At 77.4% G+C, this 17,484-nt stretch carries 21 protein-coding genes; 14 read left to right on the plus strand and 7 right to left on the minus strand.

Annotated features, from left to right (window positions below; translation table 11 throughout):
* The first annotated feature begins 11 nt into the window (after window positions 1-11).
* The 4 genes from ITJ85_RS07820 (at window position 12) to ITJ85_RS07835 (ending at window position 3,458) form a co-directional block, all read left to right on the plus strand.
* The gene (locus ITJ85_RS07820) at window positions 12-1,268 is read left to right on the plus strand and encodes a competence/damage-inducible protein A (protein ID WP_217915797.1); all 1,257 of its coding nucleotides are present in this window, start codon (window positions 12-14) and stop codon (window positions 1,266-1,268) included.
* A gap of 81 nt (window positions 1,269-1,349) precedes the next feature.
* Window positions 1,350-1,919 carry an RNA 2',3'-cyclic phosphodiesterase gene (thpR, locus tag ITJ85_RS07825; RefSeq protein ID WP_217915798.1) on the plus strand — a complete coding sequence of 190 codons (570 nt, stop codon included), beginning with the start codon at window positions 1,350-1,352 and terminating at the stop codon, window positions 1,917-1,919.
* A 14-nt stretch (window positions 1,920-1,933) separates the two neighbouring features.
* Complete coding sequence (recA, locus tag ITJ85_RS07830; protein ID WP_246496346.1) at window positions 1,934-3,019, plus strand: recombinase RecA; 1,086 nt, start codon at window positions 1,934-1,936, stop codon at window positions 3,017-3,019.
* Between the two features lie 52 nt (window positions 3,020-3,071).
* Entirely contained in the window at window positions 3,072-3,458 is a 387-nt protein-coding gene (locus ITJ85_RS07835; protein ID WP_217915799.1) for a hypothetical protein, read from the plus strand.
* Between the two features lie 40 nt (window positions 3,459-3,498).
* Here ITJ85_RS07835 and ITJ85_RS07840 read toward each other — a convergent pair whose 3' ends face one another.
* Window positions 3,499-3,789, minus strand: a complete 291-nt coding sequence (locus tag ITJ85_RS07840; RefSeq protein WP_217915800.1) for a hypothetical protein — start codon at window positions 3,787-3,789, stop codon at window positions 3,499-3,501.
* A 49-nt stretch (window positions 3,790-3,838) separates the two neighbouring features.
* Here ITJ85_RS07840 and miaB point away from each other — a divergent pair, with 49 nt between their 5' ends.
* From miaB to dut, 5 genes are read left to right on the plus strand one after another with little or no spacing between them, the layout of a single operon-like run.
* Window positions 3,839-5,176, plus strand: a complete 1,338-nt coding sequence (gene miaB, locus ITJ85_RS07845; RefSeq protein ID WP_217915801.1) for a tRNA (N6-isopentenyl adenosine(37)-C2)-methylthiotransferase MiaB — start codon at window positions 3,839-3,841, stop codon at window positions 5,174-5,176.
* Between the two features lie 7 nt (window positions 5,177-5,183).
* Window positions 5,184-6,137, plus strand: a complete 954-nt coding sequence (gene miaA, locus ITJ85_RS07850) for a tRNA (adenosine(37)-N6)-dimethylallyltransferase MiaA (protein WP_217915802.1) — start codon at window positions 5,184-5,186, stop codon at window positions 6,135-6,137.
* A complete protein-coding gene (dapF, locus tag ITJ85_RS07855; RefSeq protein ID WP_217915803.1) occupies window positions 6,134-6,943 on the plus strand; it encodes a diaminopimelate epimerase in 810 nt (269 codons plus the stop codon). The genes miaA and dapF overlap by 4 nt, the downstream gene beginning before the upstream one ends.
* Window positions 6,943-8,109 carry an LL-diaminopimelate aminotransferase gene (locus ITJ85_RS07860; RefSeq protein ID WP_217915942.1) on the plus strand — a complete coding sequence of 389 codons (1,167 nt, stop codon included), beginning with the start codon at window positions 6,943-6,945 and terminating at the stop codon, window positions 8,107-8,109. Before dapF ends, ITJ85_RS07860 begins: the two co-directional genes overlap by 1 nt.
* Before the next feature lie 4 nt (window positions 8,110-8,113).
* The gene (gene dut, locus ITJ85_RS07865) at window positions 8,114-8,554 is read left to right on the plus strand and encodes a dUTP diphosphatase (RefSeq protein WP_217915804.1); all 441 of its coding nucleotides are present in this window, start codon (window positions 8,114-8,116) and stop codon (window positions 8,552-8,554) included.
* On the opposite strand, the gene ITJ85_RS07870 is transcribed toward dut, so the two are convergent.
* The 4 genes from ITJ85_RS07870 to rpiA are packed head-to-tail and all read right to left on the minus strand — an operon-like array spanning window position 8,551 to window position 12,159.
* A complete protein-coding gene (locus tag ITJ85_RS07870) occupies window positions 8,551-9,336 on the minus strand; it encodes a type 1 glutamine amidotransferase (protein ID WP_217915805.1) in 786 nt (261 codons plus the stop codon). The genes dut and ITJ85_RS07870 overlap by 4 nt on opposite strands.
* Entirely contained in the window at window positions 9,333-10,103 is a 771-nt protein-coding gene (locus ITJ85_RS07875) for a class I SAM-dependent methyltransferase (protein WP_217915806.1), read from the minus strand. Before ITJ85_RS07875 ends, ITJ85_RS07870 begins: the two co-directional genes overlap by 4 nt.
* Window positions 10,093-11,466 carry a Mur ligase family protein gene (locus ITJ85_RS07880; protein WP_217915807.1) on the minus strand — a complete coding sequence of 458 codons (1,374 nt, stop codon included), beginning with the start codon at window positions 11,464-11,466 and terminating at the stop codon, window positions 10,093-10,095. Before ITJ85_RS07880 ends, ITJ85_RS07875 begins: the two co-directional genes overlap by 11 nt.
* A gap of 36 nt (window positions 11,467-11,502) precedes the next feature.
* On the minus strand, window positions 11,503-12,159 hold the full coding sequence (gene rpiA / locus ITJ85_RS07885; protein ID WP_217915808.1) for a ribose 5-phosphate isomerase A: 657 nt from the start codon (window positions 12,157-12,159) through the stop codon (window positions 11,503-11,505).
* 28 nt (window positions 12,160-12,187) lie between these two features.
* Here rpiA and ITJ85_RS07890 point away from each other — a divergent pair, with 28 nt between their 5' ends.
* The 5 genes from ITJ85_RS07890 (at window position 12,188) to ITJ85_RS07910 (ending at window position 15,018) form a co-directional block, all read left to right on the plus strand.
* Entirely contained in the window at window positions 12,188-13,141 is a 954-nt protein-coding gene (locus tag ITJ85_RS07890) for an MBL fold metallo-hydrolase (protein WP_217915809.1), read from the plus strand.
* The gene (locus ITJ85_RS07895) at window positions 13,138-13,827 is read left to right on the plus strand and encodes an NUDIX hydrolase (protein WP_217915810.1); all 690 of its coding nucleotides are present in this window, start codon (window positions 13,138-13,140) and stop codon (window positions 13,825-13,827) included. Before ITJ85_RS07890 ends, ITJ85_RS07895 begins: the two co-directional genes overlap by 4 nt.
* A 119-nt stretch (window positions 13,828-13,946) precedes the next feature.
* Window positions 13,947-14,192 (plus strand): hypothetical protein, encoded by a 246-nt coding sequence (locus ITJ85_RS07900; RefSeq protein WP_217915811.1) that lies wholly within the window; start codon window positions 13,947-13,949, stop codon window positions 14,190-14,192.
* Window positions 14,189-14,464, plus strand: a complete 276-nt coding sequence (locus ITJ85_RS07905) for a hypothetical protein (RefSeq protein ID WP_217915812.1) — start codon at window positions 14,189-14,191, stop codon at window positions 14,462-14,464. The genes ITJ85_RS07900 and ITJ85_RS07905 overlap by 4 nt, the downstream gene beginning before the upstream one ends.
* Complete coding sequence (locus ITJ85_RS07910; RefSeq protein ID WP_217915813.1) at window positions 14,461-15,018, plus strand: YqgE/AlgH family protein; 558 nt, start codon at window positions 14,461-14,463, stop codon at window positions 15,016-15,018. Before ITJ85_RS07905 ends, ITJ85_RS07910 begins: the two co-directional genes overlap by 4 nt.
* Before the next feature lie 75 nt (window positions 15,019-15,093).
* On the opposite strand, the gene ITJ85_RS07915 is transcribed toward ITJ85_RS07910, so the two are convergent.
* Both ITJ85_RS07915 and ITJ85_RS07920 read right to left on the minus strand, forming a co-directional pair.
* Entirely contained in the window at window positions 15,094-16,176 is a 1,083-nt protein-coding gene (locus ITJ85_RS07915) for a sigma-70 family RNA polymerase sigma factor (RefSeq protein WP_217915814.1), read from the minus strand.
* Window positions 16,177-16,429: 253 nt separating this feature from the next.
* On the minus strand, window positions 16,430-17,467 hold the full coding sequence (locus ITJ85_RS07920; protein WP_217915815.1) for a transglycosylase family protein: 1,038 nt from the start codon (window positions 17,465-17,467) through the stop codon (window positions 16,430-16,432).
* Window positions 17,468-17,484: the final 17 nt, after the last annotated feature.

The following is a 17,484-nucleotide window of genomic DNA, read 5'->3' on the forward strand; positions in this document are numbered from 1 at the left end:
CCGGCGGGGCCGTGACCGCCGCCGTGCTGGTCACGGGGGACGAGGTCCTCCGCGGCCGCATCCAGGAGCGCAACGCGGGGCTGCTCGCCCGCAGCCTCGAGGCGCGGGGCGTCACGGTGGCGCGCGTCGAGATGGTCGGCGACGACCTCGAGGCGATCGCCGCGGGCGTGGGGCGGCTGGCCGGCTCGGGCGTCGACCTGGTCTGCGTGTCCGGCGGCCTGGGGCCCACCCACGACGACGTCTCGATGGCCGCGGTGGCGCGGGCCACCGGCAGGCGGCTCGTCGTCCACCCGGCGGCGCTCGAGATGGTGCGCCGGGCGAGCCGCGCGGTGGCGGTCGACCCCGCCGTCGCGCGGGCGGTGCAGGATAAGCAGGCATCGCTGCCGGAGGGCTCGCGCGTGCTGCCCCCGCCCGGCACCGCCCCCGGCTGCGCGCTGCGCCACGGCGGCGTGTCCGTGGTGGTGCTGCCCGGCCCGCCGTGGGAGCTCGCCGCCATGTGGGAGGGCGCGCTCGGCGTCCCGGAGGTCGCGGAGGTGCTGGCACGGGCGACGGCCCGCCACGAGCGCGTCCTGCGCCTGTTCGGCGTGCCGGAGTCGCGGCTGGTCGGCGTCCTGGAGGGCCTCGGACGCGACGCGTGGGCGCGCCTGCGGGTGGGGATCTGCGCCCGCGACGCCGAGCTGGAGGTCACCGTCCGGGCGCGGCCGGCGGACGAGCCCGCGGCCGCCGCGCTGGAGGAGCTCGTGCGGGCGGCCCTCGGCGACGCGCTGTTCGCCGCCGACGGGACGACGGTGGACGAGATCGTGGCCCGGGACCTGGTCGCGGCGGGGGAGAGCGTCGCGGTCGCCGAGTCGTGCACCGGCGGCGGCCTCGGCGCCCGCCTGACGGCCCTGCCCGGCTCGTCCGCCTACGTGCTCGGGGGCGTCATCGCCTACTCGAACGACCTCAAGGAGCGCCTCCTGGGGGTCGACCGGGGGCTCCTCGAGCGGCACGGCGCCGTCTCGGCCGAGTGCGCCCGCGCGATGGCCGAGGGCGCGCGGGCCCGCCTCGGCAGCGACTGGGCGCTCTCGGTGACCGGGGTCGCGGGGCCCGGCGGGGGCACCCCCGACAAGCCGGTCGGCCTCGTGCACGTGGGCCTCGCGGGGCCCGGCGGCGTCGTGCGGCTCGCCGAGCTGCGCCGCGGCGGCGACCGCGAGGCGATCCGGGCGCGCTCGGTGACGGCCGCCCTGCACCTGCTGCGCGTCGCCCTGGGGGAGCGCGCCGGGGCGTGACGCCCGGCGGCGCGGGCTCGGCACACCCCCGTCGCACCCGTGGCCGGCCACGACGCGCGCGCCCGGGGTAGCGTGGCCGGTGTGGACGCCGTCCGGCCGGTCAACCGCCTGTTCGTCGCCGCCGAGCTGCCCGCGGCCGCCCGGGAGCGCGCGGCGGCGCTCGGCCGCGAGGTGGCCGGGCGGGTGGACGGCCGCGCCGTGCCGGCGGCCTCGCTCCACGTGACGCTCGAGTTCCTCGGCCCCGTGCCGGCGGACCGGGTCCCCGCCCTCGCCGAGGCGGTCACCGGCGCCGCCGCCGGCCCGCCCGCGCGCGTCGCCCCGGCCGCCCTGCGGGCCCGCCCACGGGCCGCGCGGGCCCGCCTGGTGGCGCTCGAGCTGGCCGACCCCGACGGGGTGCTCGCCGCGATGGCGGGCCGCGTCCGCGGCGCCGCCGACCGCGCCCTGGGGCGCGCGCCGTCGGCGGTCGCCTTCTGGCCGCACGTGACGATCGTGCGCCTGCGCCGGCCCGCCCGGGTGGCGGGCCTGCCGGCCGTCGATGGGGAACGCCTGTTCGATATCAGCCGAGCGGCGCTCTATGATTCCGTCCAGTCGCCGGGCGGGCCTCCGGAGTACCGGGAGCTCGCCGCGGTGGAGTTGTCACCAGCCCGCTGAAGGAGGCCCTTCCCGTGGAGAAGCACGAGGCGCTCGGCTCCGCCGTCGCGCAGATCGAGCGGCAGTTCGGCAAGGGCGCCATCATGCGCATGGGCGACACCGCGATGACCGAGGTCTCGGCCGTCCCGACCGGCGCCCTGGCGCTCGACATCGCGCTCGGCATCGGCGGCATCCCGCGCGGCCGCATCGTGGAGGTCTTCGGCCCGGAGAGCTCCGGCAAGACGACCCTCCTGTACCACCTCATCGCGCAGGCCCAGAAGCGCGGCGGGCTCTGCGCCTTCATCGACGCCGAGCACGCGATGGACCCGACGTACGCCAAGCGGATCGGCGTCGACGTGGACGAGCTGCTGCTGTCGCAGCCCGACCACGGCGAGCAGGCGCTCGAGATCGCCGACCTGCTCGTCCGCTCGGCGGCGCTCGACGTCGTCGCGATCGACTCCGTGGCGGCGCTCGTGCCGAAGGCGGAGATCGAGGGGGAGATGGGCGACTCACACGTCGGCCTGCAGGCGCGCCTCATGTCGCAGGCGCTGCGCAAGCTGGCCGGCAACCTCAACCGGGCCGGCACGATCTGCATCTTCACCAACCAGCTGCGCGAGAAGATCGGCGTCATGTTCGGGTCGCCCGAGACCACCCCCGGCGGCCGCGCGCTGAAGTTCTACGCGTCCGTGCGCCTCGACATCCGCCGCATCGAGACCCTCAAGGAGGGGACCGAGGCCGTCGGCAACCGGGCGCGGGTGAAGATCGTCAAGAACAAGGTCGCGCCGCCGTTCCGCCAGGCGGAGTTCGACATCATCTACGGCGAGGGGATCTCCCACGAGGGCAACCTCCTCGACCTGGGCGTCGAGCGCGGCATCGTCCAGAAGAGCGGGGCGTACTTCTCGTTCAACGACGAGCGCCTCGGCCAGGGGCGCCACGCGGCGCGGGCGTTCCTGAGGGAGCACCCCGACGTGGCGGCGATCCTCGAGGCCAGGATCCGCGAGGACGCCGGCGTGCCGGGCGGGGTGCCGTTCGACCCGGCGACCGGCGAGGTCATCGAGCCGACGACCGGCGCGGGGGACGCGCCCGCCGCCAAGCCCAAGCTGGCGGCCGCGAAGGGCTGACCCGGGGGCCGGACGGGGCGCGGGGCGCTCCGTCCGGCCCGCCCGCGGCCGCATGTCGGCGCGCAGACTCCGCCGCTGGGGCGCCGTGACGGCGGCCGCGCTCATCGTCGTGGCCGCGGTGTGGGCGGTCTGGTACCGCGACACCTATCACCTCTGGCCGGGCCAGAGCGTCCCGCCGCGCGTCCACTGGTGCGGCCGCGACTACGACCGCAGCAGCAGCCCGCCGGTCGCCTACGCGGAGGCCCGGCGGACGCTCGGCGCCCCGCTGCGGCACGTCATGCGCGTGCCGCCGGCCGGGCGGCGGCACGACGTGGTCGCCGCGATCGGCCCCGGCGCGGCGGAGCGGCGCGAGCGCGGCGGGGTGGCATGCGCGAGCCTCATCGCGCTCCGGCTCGGGCCGAGCCGCTACCTCTTCTACGAGCTGCAGGGCGGCGTCTGACACCGCGTCGGGGCCCGCCCGCGGGCCGCCCGGGGAGGCGTCAGCCCGCCGCGCCGGGCGGCGGCGGGCCTCCCACCCGGCCGTCGGGCCCGAAGCGGCCGAAGCGCGACTGGGCGCCGCGCATGTGGACCTCGAGCACGACGCCCTTCACGAAGCGCTCGCGCTCGCCCAGCTCCATCTGCTCGAGCTGCAGCACCTGCTCGGCCGAGGCGGTCACGCCGGGCTCGCCGGCGAGCGCGCGGAGCGGGTCGTCGATCAGCGCGTCGCGGAAGCCGGGGTCGGCGACCACGCGGGTCCAGAGGGGGATCGTCGTCGGCGGCGGCTCGGCCACGCCCCCATGATCCCACGGAGGGCCGGCGCGGCGCCGGTAGGATGGGCCGATGCGCTACCACCTGACGACGTTCGGCTGCCAGATGAACGAGCACGACTCCGAGCGGATGCGCGGGGTCTTGGAGGACCTCGGCTACTCGCGGGTCGACGCGCGCGACGAGGCCGACCTGATCCTCTTCAACACCTGCACCATCCGCGGCAGCGCGGACGAGCGCTTCCTCGGCAACCTGGGCGACGCGAAGCGGGTCAAGCGCGAGCGGCCGGACGCGCTGGTGGCCGTCGGCGGCTGCTGGGCGCAGAGCATGAAGGAGCAGGTCTTCCGCGAGTTCCCGTTCGTCGACATCGCGTTCGGCCCGAGCGAGGTGGCGCGGCTCGGCGAGCTGGTGGCCCGCGAGCGGATCGACGCGGTGGGGGCGTTCAGCTTCGACGGCGCGTTCAGCGGCAGCCTGCCAGCGCGGCGCGAGCGCGCGCACCAGGCGTGGGTGCAGATCTCGGTGGGCTGCAACTGCGTCTGCGCGTACTGCATCGTGCCGAGCGTGCGCGGCCGCGAGCGCAGCCGTCCGCTCGCCGACGTGGTCGGCGAGGTGCGGGCGCTGGCCGCCGACGGCGTGGTCGAGGTGACGCTGCTCGGCCAGAACGTCAACTCGTACGGCCGCGACCTGCCGCGCGAGGAGCGGGCCACCTTCGCCGAGCTGCTGCGCGCGGTCGCGGGCGTCGAGGGCATCGCGCGGGTGCGCTACACCAGCCCGCACCCGAAGGACATGAAGGCCGACGTCATCGCCGCGATGGCGGAGTGCCCGGAGGTCTGCGAGCACCTCCACCTGCCCGCGCAGTCGGGCAGCACGCGGATCCTCAAGGCGATGCGGCGCACCTACAGCCGCGAGCGCTACCTCGACCTGGTGGCGCGGCTCCGCGGGGCGATCCCCGACCTGTCGCTCACCACGGATCTGATCGTGGGCTTCCCCGGCGAGACCGAGGCCGACTTCGAGGACACGCTGCGCCTGGTCGAGGAGTGCCGCTACGACGGCGCCTACACGTTCCTCTACTCGCCCCGGCCGGGCACGGAGGCGGCCGAGCGGCTGCCCGACGACGTGCCGGCCGAGGTCAAGCGCGAGCGCATCGGGCGGCTGGTCGAGGTCGTGCAGCGCACCGCCGCGGAGCGCGCCGCCCGCTTCGTCGGCACGACCGGCGAGGTGCTGGTCGAGGGGCCCTCGCGCACCGACCCGTCCAAGCTGCGGGGGCGGCTGCGCCAGAACATCACCGTCAACTTCACCGGGACCGCCGCGCCCGGCTCGCTGGTGCGGGTGGCGATCGAGGGCGCGACGTCGACCACGCTGTCCGGGCGCCAGGCCGGCGCCCCCGCGCCGGCGGACCTCGTCCCGGCCTGACGCGGCGGTGCCGCGGCCGGCGCGGCCGCAGGTCCTGGCCCTCGCCGGGCCGACGGCCGCGGGCAAGAGCGCGCTGGCCCTCGCGGCGGCGGAGGCGCTCGGCGGCGAGGTCGTGGTCGCCGACCCGTTCGCGCGCTACCGGGGCCTCGAGATCGCGGCCGACACCCCCCGCCCGTCCGAGCTCGCCCGCGTGCCGCACCACGGGGTGGGCGACCTCGCGCTGACCGAGCGCTCCACGGCGGCCACGTTCGCGCGCCTGGCCCATCGCGCGATCGACGCGGCGCTGGCCGCGGGCCGGACGCCGGTCGTGTCGGGCGGCACGGGCCTCTACCTGCGGGCGGCGCTCGGCGAGCTGCGCTTCGGCCCCGAGGCGCCGGCCGAGGTGCGCAGGTGGGCCGAGCGGCTCGCCGAGGACGACCCGGCGGCGGCGATCGCCGCGCTGCGCGAGCGCGACCCGGCCGCGGCGGCGCGCGTCGACGCCGCCAACCCGCGCCGGGTGGCGCGCGCGCTCGAGGCCGCCGCCGCCGGGCGCCCGCGCGAGGACCGCGGCGAGCTGTGGTCGGGCGCCATGCGCCGGCCCGCGCTCGTCGTGGGCCTGACCCGCCCGCGGGAGGTGCTCGACGCGATGATCGCCGAGCGGGTCGCCCGGGAGCTGGCGGACGGCCTGGTCGCCGAGCTCGGGCGGGCGCTCGACACGCCGGGCGTGGCGCGCGAGCCGCTCCAGGTGATCGGCGCGCGCGAGGTGGCGGCCGTGCGCGCCGGCGCGCTCGACCCGGCGGAGCTGCCCGGGCGCCTCGCCGCGCGCACCCGCCGCCTGGCGCGGCGGCAGATGACCTGGCTGCGCAAGACGCCGGGCGTGGTCGAGCTCGACCTCGGCGACCGGCCGCCGCTCCACGCGCTGCCGCGCCTGCTCGGCATGTGGCGGGAGGCCGGCGGCCATCCGGTACCCTCTGGCGGATGAGGTTCGCCAAGTGGCAGGGATCCGGGAACCACCACCTCGTGGTCGAGCGCGACGACTGGCCGCTCGCGATCACGCCCGAGCGGGCGCGGCGCATCCTCGACCCGGCCTTCGGCGTGGGCGGGGAGGGCATCCTCGAGGTCTCGCGCGACCCCGACGGCGCGCCGCGGATGACGGTCTGGAACGCCGACGGCAGCCAGGCCGAGAACTGCGGCAACGGCATCCGCATCGTCGCGCGGCACCTGGCGGCCACCGGCCGCCTGCCGGAGGACGGGCGCATCATGACCGGCGGCGGTCCGGTGCGCGTGCGCGTGCTGGACGACGGCCGCGTGGAGGTCCAGATGGGTCGGGCCCGCTTCCCGGCCGGCGAGGGGCGCGAGCGGCTGGCCGTGGCCGGCGCCTCGGTGGAGCTCGCCGAGGTCTCGATGGGCAACCCGCACGCCGTGATCGAGCACCCCGAGCCGGGCGCGGTGGTGCGGGAGCTGGGGCCGGCGATCGAGACCGACCCGCGCTTCCCCGAGCGCACCAACGTGGAGTTCGTGCGCGCCGAGGGGCCCTCGGAGCTCACGATGCGCGTCTGGGAGCGGGGCGTGGGCGAGACGATGTCCTGCGGGACCGGCGCCTGCGCCGCCGCCGTGGCGGCCGTGCGGCTCAGCGGGCTGTCGAGCCCGGTGACGGTCCATCTTGCGGGCGGCGACCTGGTGATCGCCGTCGACGACGACCTGGAGGTGACGATGACCGGCCCGGCCGAGGAGATCTACCGGGGCCAGCTGTCCGCGGCGCTGATCGACGCGCTGGAGGGGCTCTGATCGGCAAGACCGTCGGCGCCGAGCGGCTCCGACGGCTCCCCCCGTACCTGTTCGCGCAGATCGAGCAGAAGATCGCGGCCAAGAAGGCCGCGGGCGTGGACGTCATCTCGCTCGGCATCGGCGACCCCGACACGCCGACGCCCGCCCTCGTCGTGGAGGCGATGCGCGAGCAGGTCGCGCGCCCCGACACGCACCAGTACCCCTCCAACCGCGGCCGCGAGAGCTTCCGCGAGGCGGTGGCCGGCTTCTACGCCACCCGCTTCGGCGTGACGCTCGACCCGGCGACGCAGATCATCCCGGCGATGGGCGCCAAGGAGGCGGTCGCCAACGTCAACCTGGCGTACCTCGACCCGGGCGACGTCGCCCTCGCGAGCGACCCCGGCTACCCCGTCTACACCACCGGGCCGCTGCTGGCCGGCGCCGAGCCGGTCGCGATGCCGCTGCTGCCCGAGCGCGGTTTCCAGCCCGACCTCGAGGCGATCCCCGCCGACGTGGCGGCCCGGGCCAAGCTGATGTTCCTCAACTACCCCAACAACCCGACGGGCGGGGTGGTGGAGGACGACTTCTTCGACCGCGTGGTCGAGTTCGCGCGCCGCAACGACATCATCGTGGTGCACGACAACGCCTACTCGGAGATCACCTACGACGGCTACCGGGCGCCCTCGTTCCTCGAGACCCCCGGCGCCCTCGACGTGGGCATCGAGATCTTCTCGCTGTCGAAGACCTACAACATGACCGGCTGGCGGGCCGGCGCCGTGGTCGGCAACAGCGACCTGGTGGGCGCCTACTGGCAGCTCAAGACGAACATCGACTCGGGCATGTTCGAGGCGCTGCAGGAGGCGGCCGCCGCCGCGCTGCGCTCCGACCAGTCGAGCGTCGAGGAGATGTGCGCGATCTATCAGCGGCGGCGCGACGTGCTGGTGGGCGCGCTGCAGCGCATCGGGCTGCGGGTCGACCCGCCGAAGGGGGCGATCTACGTCTGGGCCCGCGTGCCCGACGGCGAGACGTCGGCCTCGTTCACCGAGAAGGTGCTCGAGGAGGCCGCGGTGGTGATCTCGCCCGGCGCCGCCTACGGCGCCAGCGGCGAGGGCTTCGTGCGGATGAGCCTCACCGTGCCCGACGAGCGCCTCAACGAGGCCGCCGACCGGATCGCCTCGCTCGTCTGACGGGGTGGACACGCCCGGGCTGCCGGTGCGGCGGCTCCATCCGGCCGCCGCGCTGCCGGCCCGGGCCCACCCCGGCGACGCGGGCCTCGACCTCGTGGCGGTCGAGGGCGTCGAGCTGCCGCCGGGCGGCCGGGCGGCCGTGCCGACCGGCCTGGCGATCGCGATCCCGCCCGGGCACGCCGGCCTGGTGGTGCCCCGGTCGGGGCTCGCCCGCCGCCACGGGGTCACGGTGGCCAACGCGCCGGGGCTCATCGACAGCGGCTACCGGGGCGAGCTGCAGGTGCTGCTGGTCAACCTCGGCGACGCGCCGCACGCCGTCGCCCCGGGCGACCGGGTGGCGCAGCTGGTGATCGTGCCGGTCGCCCTGCCGGCCCCCGCCGAGACCGACGAGCTGCCGCCCTCCGACGGGCGCGGCGAGGGCGGGTTCGGCTCCTCGGGGCGCTAGGCCCGGGGGGCGCGCCCGCGGGGCGCCGGCCGCCGGCCGCGGGCGGCGGCCCGGGCCGCCGCCACGGCGCGGGCGGCGTCCTCCAGCGAGTCGTCGAGCGGCGCCAGCTCGGGTGGCTCGCCCAGGCGGTGGGCGAGCGCCCAGCGGATGAGCGTGTCGGCCAGCCAGGGGTTGCGCGGCAGCAGCGGCCCGTGCAGGTAGGTGCCGATCACCCGGCCCGCGACCCCGCCCTCGCCGCCGTCCTCGCCGTTGTTGCCGTGGCCGTCGAGCACCCGCCCCAGCGGCCGGCATCCCGGCCCCAGGCGGGTGCGGCCGGCGTGGTTCTCGAACCCGGCCACCAGGCGGCGCTCGCCGTCGAGCTCGGCCTCGATCGCCAGGTCCCCGATCAGGCGGGTGGGGCCTGCGACGGTGTCCAGGTCGAGGATGCCGACGCCGGGCATGCGCGAGCCGTCGGCCCCCGTGTAGCCGTGGCCGGCGAGCTGGAAGCCGCCGCACACGCACAGGGCGGCGGCCCCGCCGGCCACCGCCGCGCGCAGCCCGTCGGCCTTCGTGCGCGCGAGGTCCTCCGCCACGACCGCCTGGTCGCGGTCCTGGCCGCCGCCCAGGTAGTAGAGGTCGTGCGCGCCGGGCTCCACCGGGTCGCCGACGCCGAGCGGCGTGACCTCCAGCGCGAGCCCCCGCCATGCCAGGCGCCGCTCGAGCACGGCGATGTTGCCCCGGTCGGCGTAGATGTTCATCTCGCCGGGGTAGAGGTGGCCCAGGCGCAGGGCGGGCGGGCTCACGCGGCGGCCGCCCGGCAGCGGTGGATCTGCCGCTCGCAGCCCGGGCGCAGCGGCGAGCCGTCGAAGTCGCCCATCGCCTCGACGGGCTCCAGCCCCGCGCGGGCCAGCAGGCCGGCGAGCTCCTCGGGCGTGAACAGGTGCACGCGGTGGCGGCGCAGCCGCTCGGCCGGCGGGGCGCCCTCGCGCCGCTCCACCACGCGCAGCGTGAACTCCAGCGTGTGCGTGGCGGGGTCCCAGGCGTCGTACCAGCCGGAGTGGCGCAGCTCGGCGCCGGTGGCGGGGTCGCGGTGGCGGCCGCCGTCGCGCTCCACGCCGATCGATCCGGCGATCTCGTCGGGGTCGGGCAGGGCGACGTCGAAGACCAGCTCGCCGTCGTCGGCCAGGTGCTCGCGGATGCCGCGCATGCAGGCCAGGCGGTCGTCCGGCTCGGTCAGCACCTGCAGGGTGTTCATCGCCACGATCACCAGCGGGAAGCGCCGCCCCAGGCGCAGGGCCGCCAGGTCGCCGTCGACGGGCCGCACCCGCGCGCGCACCTCCGGGGGCTCCGCGTCGAGGCGGCGCACCAGCTCGGCGCGCATCTCGGGCGAGCGGTCGAGCGCCCACACCTCGGCCCCGTCGCGCGCGAGCGGGATCGCCACCCGGCCGACCGCGGCGCCCAGGTCGAGCACCGGCGACCCGGCCCGCGCGGCGGTCGCCCGCCAGAACGCCAGGTCGTCCGTGTAGTGGGCATGCTCCAGCGCCCAGCTGCGCGCCTCCTCACCCGTCACGCCAGAAGGCCTCCACGGCGCCCCGCTCCGCCAGGGCGTCGCGCAGGCCGAGCATCGCGGTGTAGGTGGGCAGCACGTAGAGCGTGCCGCCCGCGGGCGTGGCGGCGACCGCGCCCTCGAGGGCCCGCCCGGCGTCGGGCTCGACGGTCATCCGACCGGCCGGCACGCCCGCGTAGCGCATGCGCAGGGCGAGGTCGTGCGCGCGGTCCCCCGTCAGCGTGAGCGAGGCGAACCGCTCGAGCAGCGGCTCGTAGTCGACGTCCCAGATCCACGAGACGTCGTGGCCGTCCGCCGTGCGGTCGTTGAGGGCGATCAGCAGGTGGGGCGGGTCGGGGTCGAGCAGCACGGTGCGCACGGTCTCGTTGGCCCCGGCCGGGTTCTTCGCCAGCAGCAGCACCAGCTCGCGCCCGTCCAGGCGCACCCGCTCGGCGCGGCCGAAGGCCGCACGCCCCGCGGCGAGCCCGCGGGCGGTCTCCGCGGGCCCGATGCCCATCGCCACGGCGGCCGCCGTCGCCGCCACGGCGTTGTACGCGTTGTGCAGGCCCGGCAGCGGCAGCTCGGCCTCGACCGTGCCCGCGGGCGTGCGGATGGTCACCGCGACGCCGCGCGCGCCGTCGAGGCGCACCCGGGTGGCCGCGACGTCGGGCGCCGGCCGCGCGCGCCTGCAGGCCGGGCAGCTCCAGTGCCCGAGGTGGCCGATCGTCACCAGCGCGTAGTCGAGCGGGTGGTCGCAGGCGCGGCAGCGGGTGGAGTCGGCGGCGTGGGGGAGGGCGGGCAGGGCGATCGATGGGTCGTCGATGCCGAACGTGAGCACGCCCGGGCGTCCCTCGCCCAGCGCCGCCACGGCCGGGTCGTCGGCGTTCAGCACGGGCGTGGCGTCCGCGGGCAGGCCGGCCACCATGCCCGACCAGAGGGCGGCCAGGTGCTCGAGCTCGCCGTAGCGGTCGAGCTGGTCGCGGAAGAGGTTCATCAGCAGCAGCACGCGCGGGCGCAGCTGGCGGGCGACCTCCACGAGCGCCGCCTCGTCGACCTCGAACAGGCCGGCGTCCGGGCGGGGGCGCCGGCCGCGGGCCTCCAGCAGCGACGTGGCGATGCCCGAGACCAGGTTCGCGCCGGCCGTGTTGGCGACGAGCCGCCAGCCGGCCGCCCGCGCGCACTCGGCCACCAGCCGCGCCGTGGTGGTCTTGCCGTTGGTCGCCGAGATCACCGTCACGCCGCGCGGCAGCTCGCCGCCGAGCTCGGCCAGCGCCCCGGGGCGCATGCGGAGCAGCAGCTTGCCGGGCAGGCTCGTGCCGCCGCCCCGCCCGAGCCTGCGCGAGAGCATCCCGGCGGCGCGGGCGATCGTCAGCGAGGGCGCGGGCACGCGGGGATGGTAGCGGCGCGCCCGCCCGCCGACCGGCTATCCGGCGGGGGCGCAGCCGCCGTCGGGGCGGCCCACCAGCACGTCGCCGAGCGGCACGCGGAAGAGGCCGTGGTCGACCACGCCCGCCAGGCCGCCCGCCCGCGCGGCGACCGCCTCCCAGTCGGCGCCCGGCGGCACGTCGGCGTCCACGATCACCAGGCCGTCGTCGCTGCGGCCGGGCCGCCGCCGCGCGCCGAGGTCGGCCAGCTCCTCCAGCACGCGCCCGGCGGCGAACGGCACCACGGCGAGGGGCAGGACGCCCCACTCGTCGAGCGAGCGGACGATCTTGGGACCGTCCACCAGCACCAGGAAGCGGCGGGCCGCGTCGGCCACGATCCGCTCGCGCACGAGCGCGCCGCCCGCGCCCTTCACCACCAGGCCGCGCGGGTCGACCGCGTCGGCGCCGTCGAAGGCGAGGTCCAGCGGTCCGCGCAGCCGCCCGAGGGGGATGCCGAGCTCGCGGGCGAGCGCGTCGCTCGCCCGCGACGTGGGCACGCCGGTGCAGCGCAGGCCGTCCGCCACCCGCCGGCCGAGGGCCCGGATGCCGGCCGCCGCGGCGCGGCCGGTGCCCAGGCCGACCCGCATGCCGTCCTCCACCTGCGCGGCCGCCGCCGCGCCGGCGGCGTCCCACGCGCGCTGTCGGCCGTCCTCCACGGGGGCAAGGCTATGCGACGATGGGCCCGTGCAGGGGACCGCGCCCGGGATCACGACGATCGACACCCGCCTGGGCGGCATGACGGGCGTGATGGCGGCCCACCTCGTGGCGGCGCCGCGGCCCGCGATCGTCGACCCGGGGCCGCGCACCTCGGCCCCCGTCGTGCGCGAGGCCCTCGAGCGGCTCGGCATGGGGCCCGACGACCTGGCCTGGATCGTGCTGACCCACGTGCACCTGGACCACTGCGGCTCGACCGGGATCCTCGCCCGCGCGTTCCCGCGCGCGCGTGTCGTGGTGCACCGGCGCGGCGCGCGCCACCTCGCCGAGCCCGCCCGCCTCGTGGCGGGCTCCGTGGCCGTCTACGGGCGCCGCTGGTCGCTGTACGGCCTGCTCGACCGCACCCCCGCCGACCGGATCGACGCGGCCGAGGACGGCCACCGAGTGCCGCTGGGCGACGGGCGCGACCTCGTGATGCTGGAGACGCCCGGGCACGCCCGCCACCACATGTCGGTGCTGGAGGAGGGGGAGGGGGCCGTCTTCGCCGGCGACGCCGCCGGCGTGCGGTTCCCCGGGTCGGGGCTCTACCCGGCGCTGCCGCCGCCCGACATCGACCCCGAGGCCGGCGACCGCAGCCTCGCCCGCCTGGCTGACCTGCGGCCGGGATCGCTGATGCTCGGGCACTTCGGCGCGGTCGCCGACCCGCTCGGCGACATCGATCTGGCCCGCAGGCAGCTCGCGGCCGCGGCCGCGGCCGTCCGTCGCCACGGCCCGGGGCCGGGGCTCGGCGAGGCCATCGCGCGGGCGCTGCCGCTCGAGCCGGCCGTGGCCTCCCCGGCGGGGCTGGCGCGGTGGCGGGCGCTCGGATGGGCCGAGGCCAACGTCGACGGCCTCGCCGGCTGGGCCGCGGCGGCCGCGGCCGCCGACGGGCCCGCGGAGCCCTCGAAGACGGGCGGCGGCGACGGTACCGTCGGGGCGGCATGAAGGACGTCCGCGTGGAGCTGGTGGTGGTGAGCGTCCGCGACCGGGCGGCGAACGCGCTGCTCGTGCGCCTGCCCGGCAGCGTCTGGGCGCTCCCCGGGGCCGCCGTCGCGCCGGGGGTGACCCTCGAGGCGGCGGCGCACGCGGCCCTCGCCGACCAGACCGGCGTGCGCGGGGTCGCGCTCGAGCAGCTCTACTCGTTCGACCGGCGCGGGGGGGAGGCGGTCTGCGTGGCGCACCTCGGGCTCGTGTCGGCCGGGCGCCACCCGCTCGCGCCCGGGCCCGCCGTCGTCGAGGTGCGCTGGTTCCCGCTCGACGACCTGCCCGCCCTCGACACCGATGCGACGCAGGTGCTGGAGTACGGCCGCTCGCGGGTGCGCGCGAAGGCCGCCTACGCGCCGATCGCCCTGCAGCTGCTGCCCGAGATGTTCACGCTCGGCGAGCTGCAGACGGCGTACGAGGCCGTGCTCGGGCACGACCTCGACACCCGCAACTTCCGCCGCGACGTGCTGGCCGCGGGCATCGTGGAGCCGGCCGGTCGCTCGCGCGCCGACGGCCCCGGCCGGCCGGCCGGCCTCTACCGCTCGTGCGGCGGCGACTTCCAGGTGCTCGCGCGCGAGCGGCGCATCGCGCGCGCGATCGCGGGCGCGCCCGAGCCCGAGCCCGACCCGGAGCCCGCCGGCGGCTGAGCCGCGGCCGGCGGCCGCCAGGGACGAAGCGCCCGCGCCGCCGGGGCGCGCGGGCCGCCGAGGCGATCCGGGCCCCGTGGTAGCCTGCGGGCGGTTCGTCGACGGGTGAAAGGGGCGCGATGGCGCACGATGATTCGAGGTACGAGGGCCTGCCGGCGACGTGGCCGTTCCGGGTCGCGGGCACCGTCTTGATCGTGGCGTTCTGCTGGTTCTGCTTCGGCTTCGCGGTCGAGGACATGGGCGACGAGCTCGCGAACCACCTGCCCGTCTTCTACTCGCTGATCCTCGTGGCGATCGTCTTCGTCGTGGGCGGCGCGGCGTACAACCTGGCCCAGTCGCGGAAGCGCAGGCAGACCGGGGTGTGAGCGCCCCGTCCGCGGCGGCGGGCGGCGACGCGCGGACCTTTCACGACGTCGCCCGCACGGGCGTCGACCGCCTCGTGGCCCTCTCGCGCGCGGGGGCGTGGCCCGAGGCGGTCGACGTGGCGCGCTCGCTGAAGGCGACCTTCCTCGAGGCCCGGCCGGTGCTGGGCCCGATCCCGCCGGAGGTGTTCGACGGGGCGCTCGCCGCCTGCCTCGCCCGGGACGCCGAGGAGCTGGACGACTTCCTCGACCTGGCGCGGGAGATCTTCCCATGAGCGAGCCGCCCGGCAACCGCCGCGGGCGGCTGCTGGTGGCGGCCCCGGCGCTGGCCGACCCCAACTTCCACCGCGCCGTGGTGCTGATGCTCGAGCACTCGGAGGAGGGGGCGCTCGGGCTCGTGCTCAACCGGCCCACGCCCCTCGTCTCGCGCGAGGCGCTCCCGCCGCACCTGGCGGAGGTCATGCCGGACGACGAGCGCGTGCACCAGGGCGGCCCGGTACAGCCGGACGCGGTGATCCTGCTCGCCGACTTCGGCGACGTGGCGGCGGCGGCCGGCGTCGCCTTCGGCAGCGTCGGCATCGTCGACCCCGAGGGCGATGGCGCCCGCGACGGCGACGTCCGCGCCATCCGCGCCTTCGGCGGCTACGCCGGGTGGGGCGAGGGCCAGCTCGAGCAGGAGCTGGCGGAGGAGGCCTGGCTCGACGCCGAGCCGCGCGTCGAGGACGTCTTCACCGACGACCCCGACGGGCTCTGGAGCCGCGTCCTGGACCGCAAGGGCGGCTCCTGGCGCTTCATCGCCCGGATGCCGGAGGACCCCTCGCTCAACTGAGCCGCGGTCCGGTCCGGCGGGCGGGCCCGGCGGCGGCCGGCGCGCGGGGCGCCGGCCGCCGGGGCGGTACCGCTGCTACCCGAGGCGCCCGGAGTCCGGGAGCGAGCCGAGCTTCTGCAGCGACTGGCTCTCCACCTGGCGGATGCGCTCGCGGGTGACGTTGAACATGCGCCCGAGCTCGTCGAGCGTGCGGGGCTTCTCGCCGCGCAGGCCGTAGCGCAGCTCGAGCACCCGGCGCTCCCGGTAGGAGAGCTGGTCGAGCAGGTCGCGCAGGGCCTGCTCGCGCAGGCTCGTCTCCGCCGAGACCTCCGGCGGCGGGCTGTTCTCGTCCGCGAGGAAGCGCCCGAGCTCGGACTCCTCCTCCTCGCCGACCGGCTTCTCCAGCGAGACCGTGGGCTGCGCGCTGCGCAGGATCTCCTCGACCTCGTCGGGCGGCAGGCCGGCGGCCTCGCCGATCTCCTCGACGGTGGGCTCGCGGCCGAGCTGGCCGATCAGGACGCGCTCGGCGCGGCTGATCTGGTTCAGCTTCTCGACCACGTGCACCGGGATGCGGATCGTGCGGCCCTTGTCCGCGAGGGCGCGGGTCACGGCCTGGCGGATCCACCAGGTGGCGTAGGTCGAGAACTTGAAGCCGCGGCGCCAGTCGAACTTCTCGACCGCGCGCACGAGGCCGAGCGTGCCCTCCTGGATCAGGTCCAGGAAGGGGAGGCCGCGGCCGCGGTAGCCCTTGGCGATCGACACCACGAGGCGCAGGTTGGCCTCGACCATCTGCTGCTTGGCCGCCTGGTCGCCGAGCTCGATCCGCTTGGCGAGGCGGACCTCGTCGGCGGCGGTGAGCAGCGGCACGCGGCCGATGTCCTTCAGGAAGAGCTGGAGGGCGTCGGTCGTCGCCTCGACGGTGGTGGCGGTCTTGCGCGGGCGCTCGACCTCCTCGGCCATCTGGGCGGCGCGGGCGCCGGCCTCCGACTGCTCGAGGAGCTCGACGCCGGCCTCCTCGAGGTGCTGATAGACCGCCTCGACCGCCTCGGCGTCCAGCCCGAGCCCGTCGAGGACCTCGGCGACCTCCTCCATGCCGAGGAAGCCCATCTCCTGCCCGCGGACGATCAGCTCTCGGAGCTCACCGTCGCGCGTCAGCCCGGTAACCTGCTGCGTCGTCATCCGCCTCCGTTCCCGCGTGGGGTCCCCGTACGTGTCGCGCGGTGACGATCCGCCGGCGGGCGGGCGGTCTGGCCCGGCGCGCTGTCGGAGAGCACCACGGAGCCGATCCCGGGTCGAGCATCGCGGGCAACCGCAAAAAGGGACCCCTCCTCATCCGCGAGTGGTCCCCCCTCGACCGCGACCGGCCAGAGCGAGACTATGTTGCGCCCGGCGCGTGTCGTCAAGTCCCGCCGCCCGTGACGAACGGCCATGCTCACCGGTACCCGCAGACCGGCCAGGGGGCCGGGCCGCGCTGGGCGTAGAGCAGGGCGGCGAGCCGATCCTGCTCGGCCTCCGGGGCGGCGGCGGGGTCGCCGGTGCCGCCGAGCGACTGCCAGGTGCCCGGGTCGAACTGGTACTTGCCGCGGTACTGGCCGCTGGCGGAGACGGCGCGCGGGTTGCCGCCCGACTCGCACTGGGCGATGCGCTCCAGGTGTGCCGGGGCGCCGCCCGACGAGGGCGCCGGGCTCGCGGGCGCCGCGGGCGCCGCGGGCGCCGGGGCGGAGGGCGCGGCGGCGGCCGCGGGGGCGGGGCCGGTGGCGGCGGGCGCGCCGCCGCCGGCGCGGTCGCGCAGGGCGCGCTCGGCCAGGGCGTCGGCGGCGGCCGCGGCCGCCGCCGCCCGGCGGCGCTCGGCGGCCGCCGCCTCCGCGGCGACCAGGCGGTCCAGGCGCGAGCGCGCCTGGGCGAGGGTCGAGCGGCGGTCGGCGATCAGCCCCTCCAGCTCCTGCAGGCGCTCCCGCGACTCGCGGACGCTGGCATCGACCCCCGCGCGGCTGCGCTCGAGCTCGGCGCGCAGGGCCGTGAGCCGCCCCCGCGTGCGCTCGAGCTGCTCGACGACCTCGCGGTCGCGCCGGCCGATCGACTCCAGGGCCCGCTGGGCGTCGACGGCCTCGGTGAGCCCGCCCGATGTGAGCATGATCTCCACGAGCGTCGGCCGCTCCTGGGCGTAGAGCGCTCGCAGCCGCTGCCCGAGGCGCTCGACGCTGACGCGGTGGGCCCGGCGCGCCTCGGCGAGCGCGACGTCGGTCTCGGCGATGCGCCGGCGCAGGTCCTCGGCCCGCCGCACCGCGGCGGCGTGGGCGTCCGCCGCCTCGCCGGCGCGGGCGTCGATCGCGAGCACCTGTGCCTCGAGCTCGCGCACCTCGCTGCGCTGCGCGTCGATCACCTGGGGCGCGGCGCTCGCGTGCACGCCCAGCACGGCCAGCGCGCCGGCCAGGGCGAGGCCCGCGGCAAGGAGGAGCCGACGGTGCATGGGGCGCCGTCCCTCGA

This window comes from Miltoncostaea marina (assembly GCF_018141525.1).
Taxonomy (GTDB): Bacteria; Actinomycetota; Thermoleophilia; order Miltoncostaeales; family Miltoncostaeaceae; genus Miltoncostaea; species Miltoncostaea marina.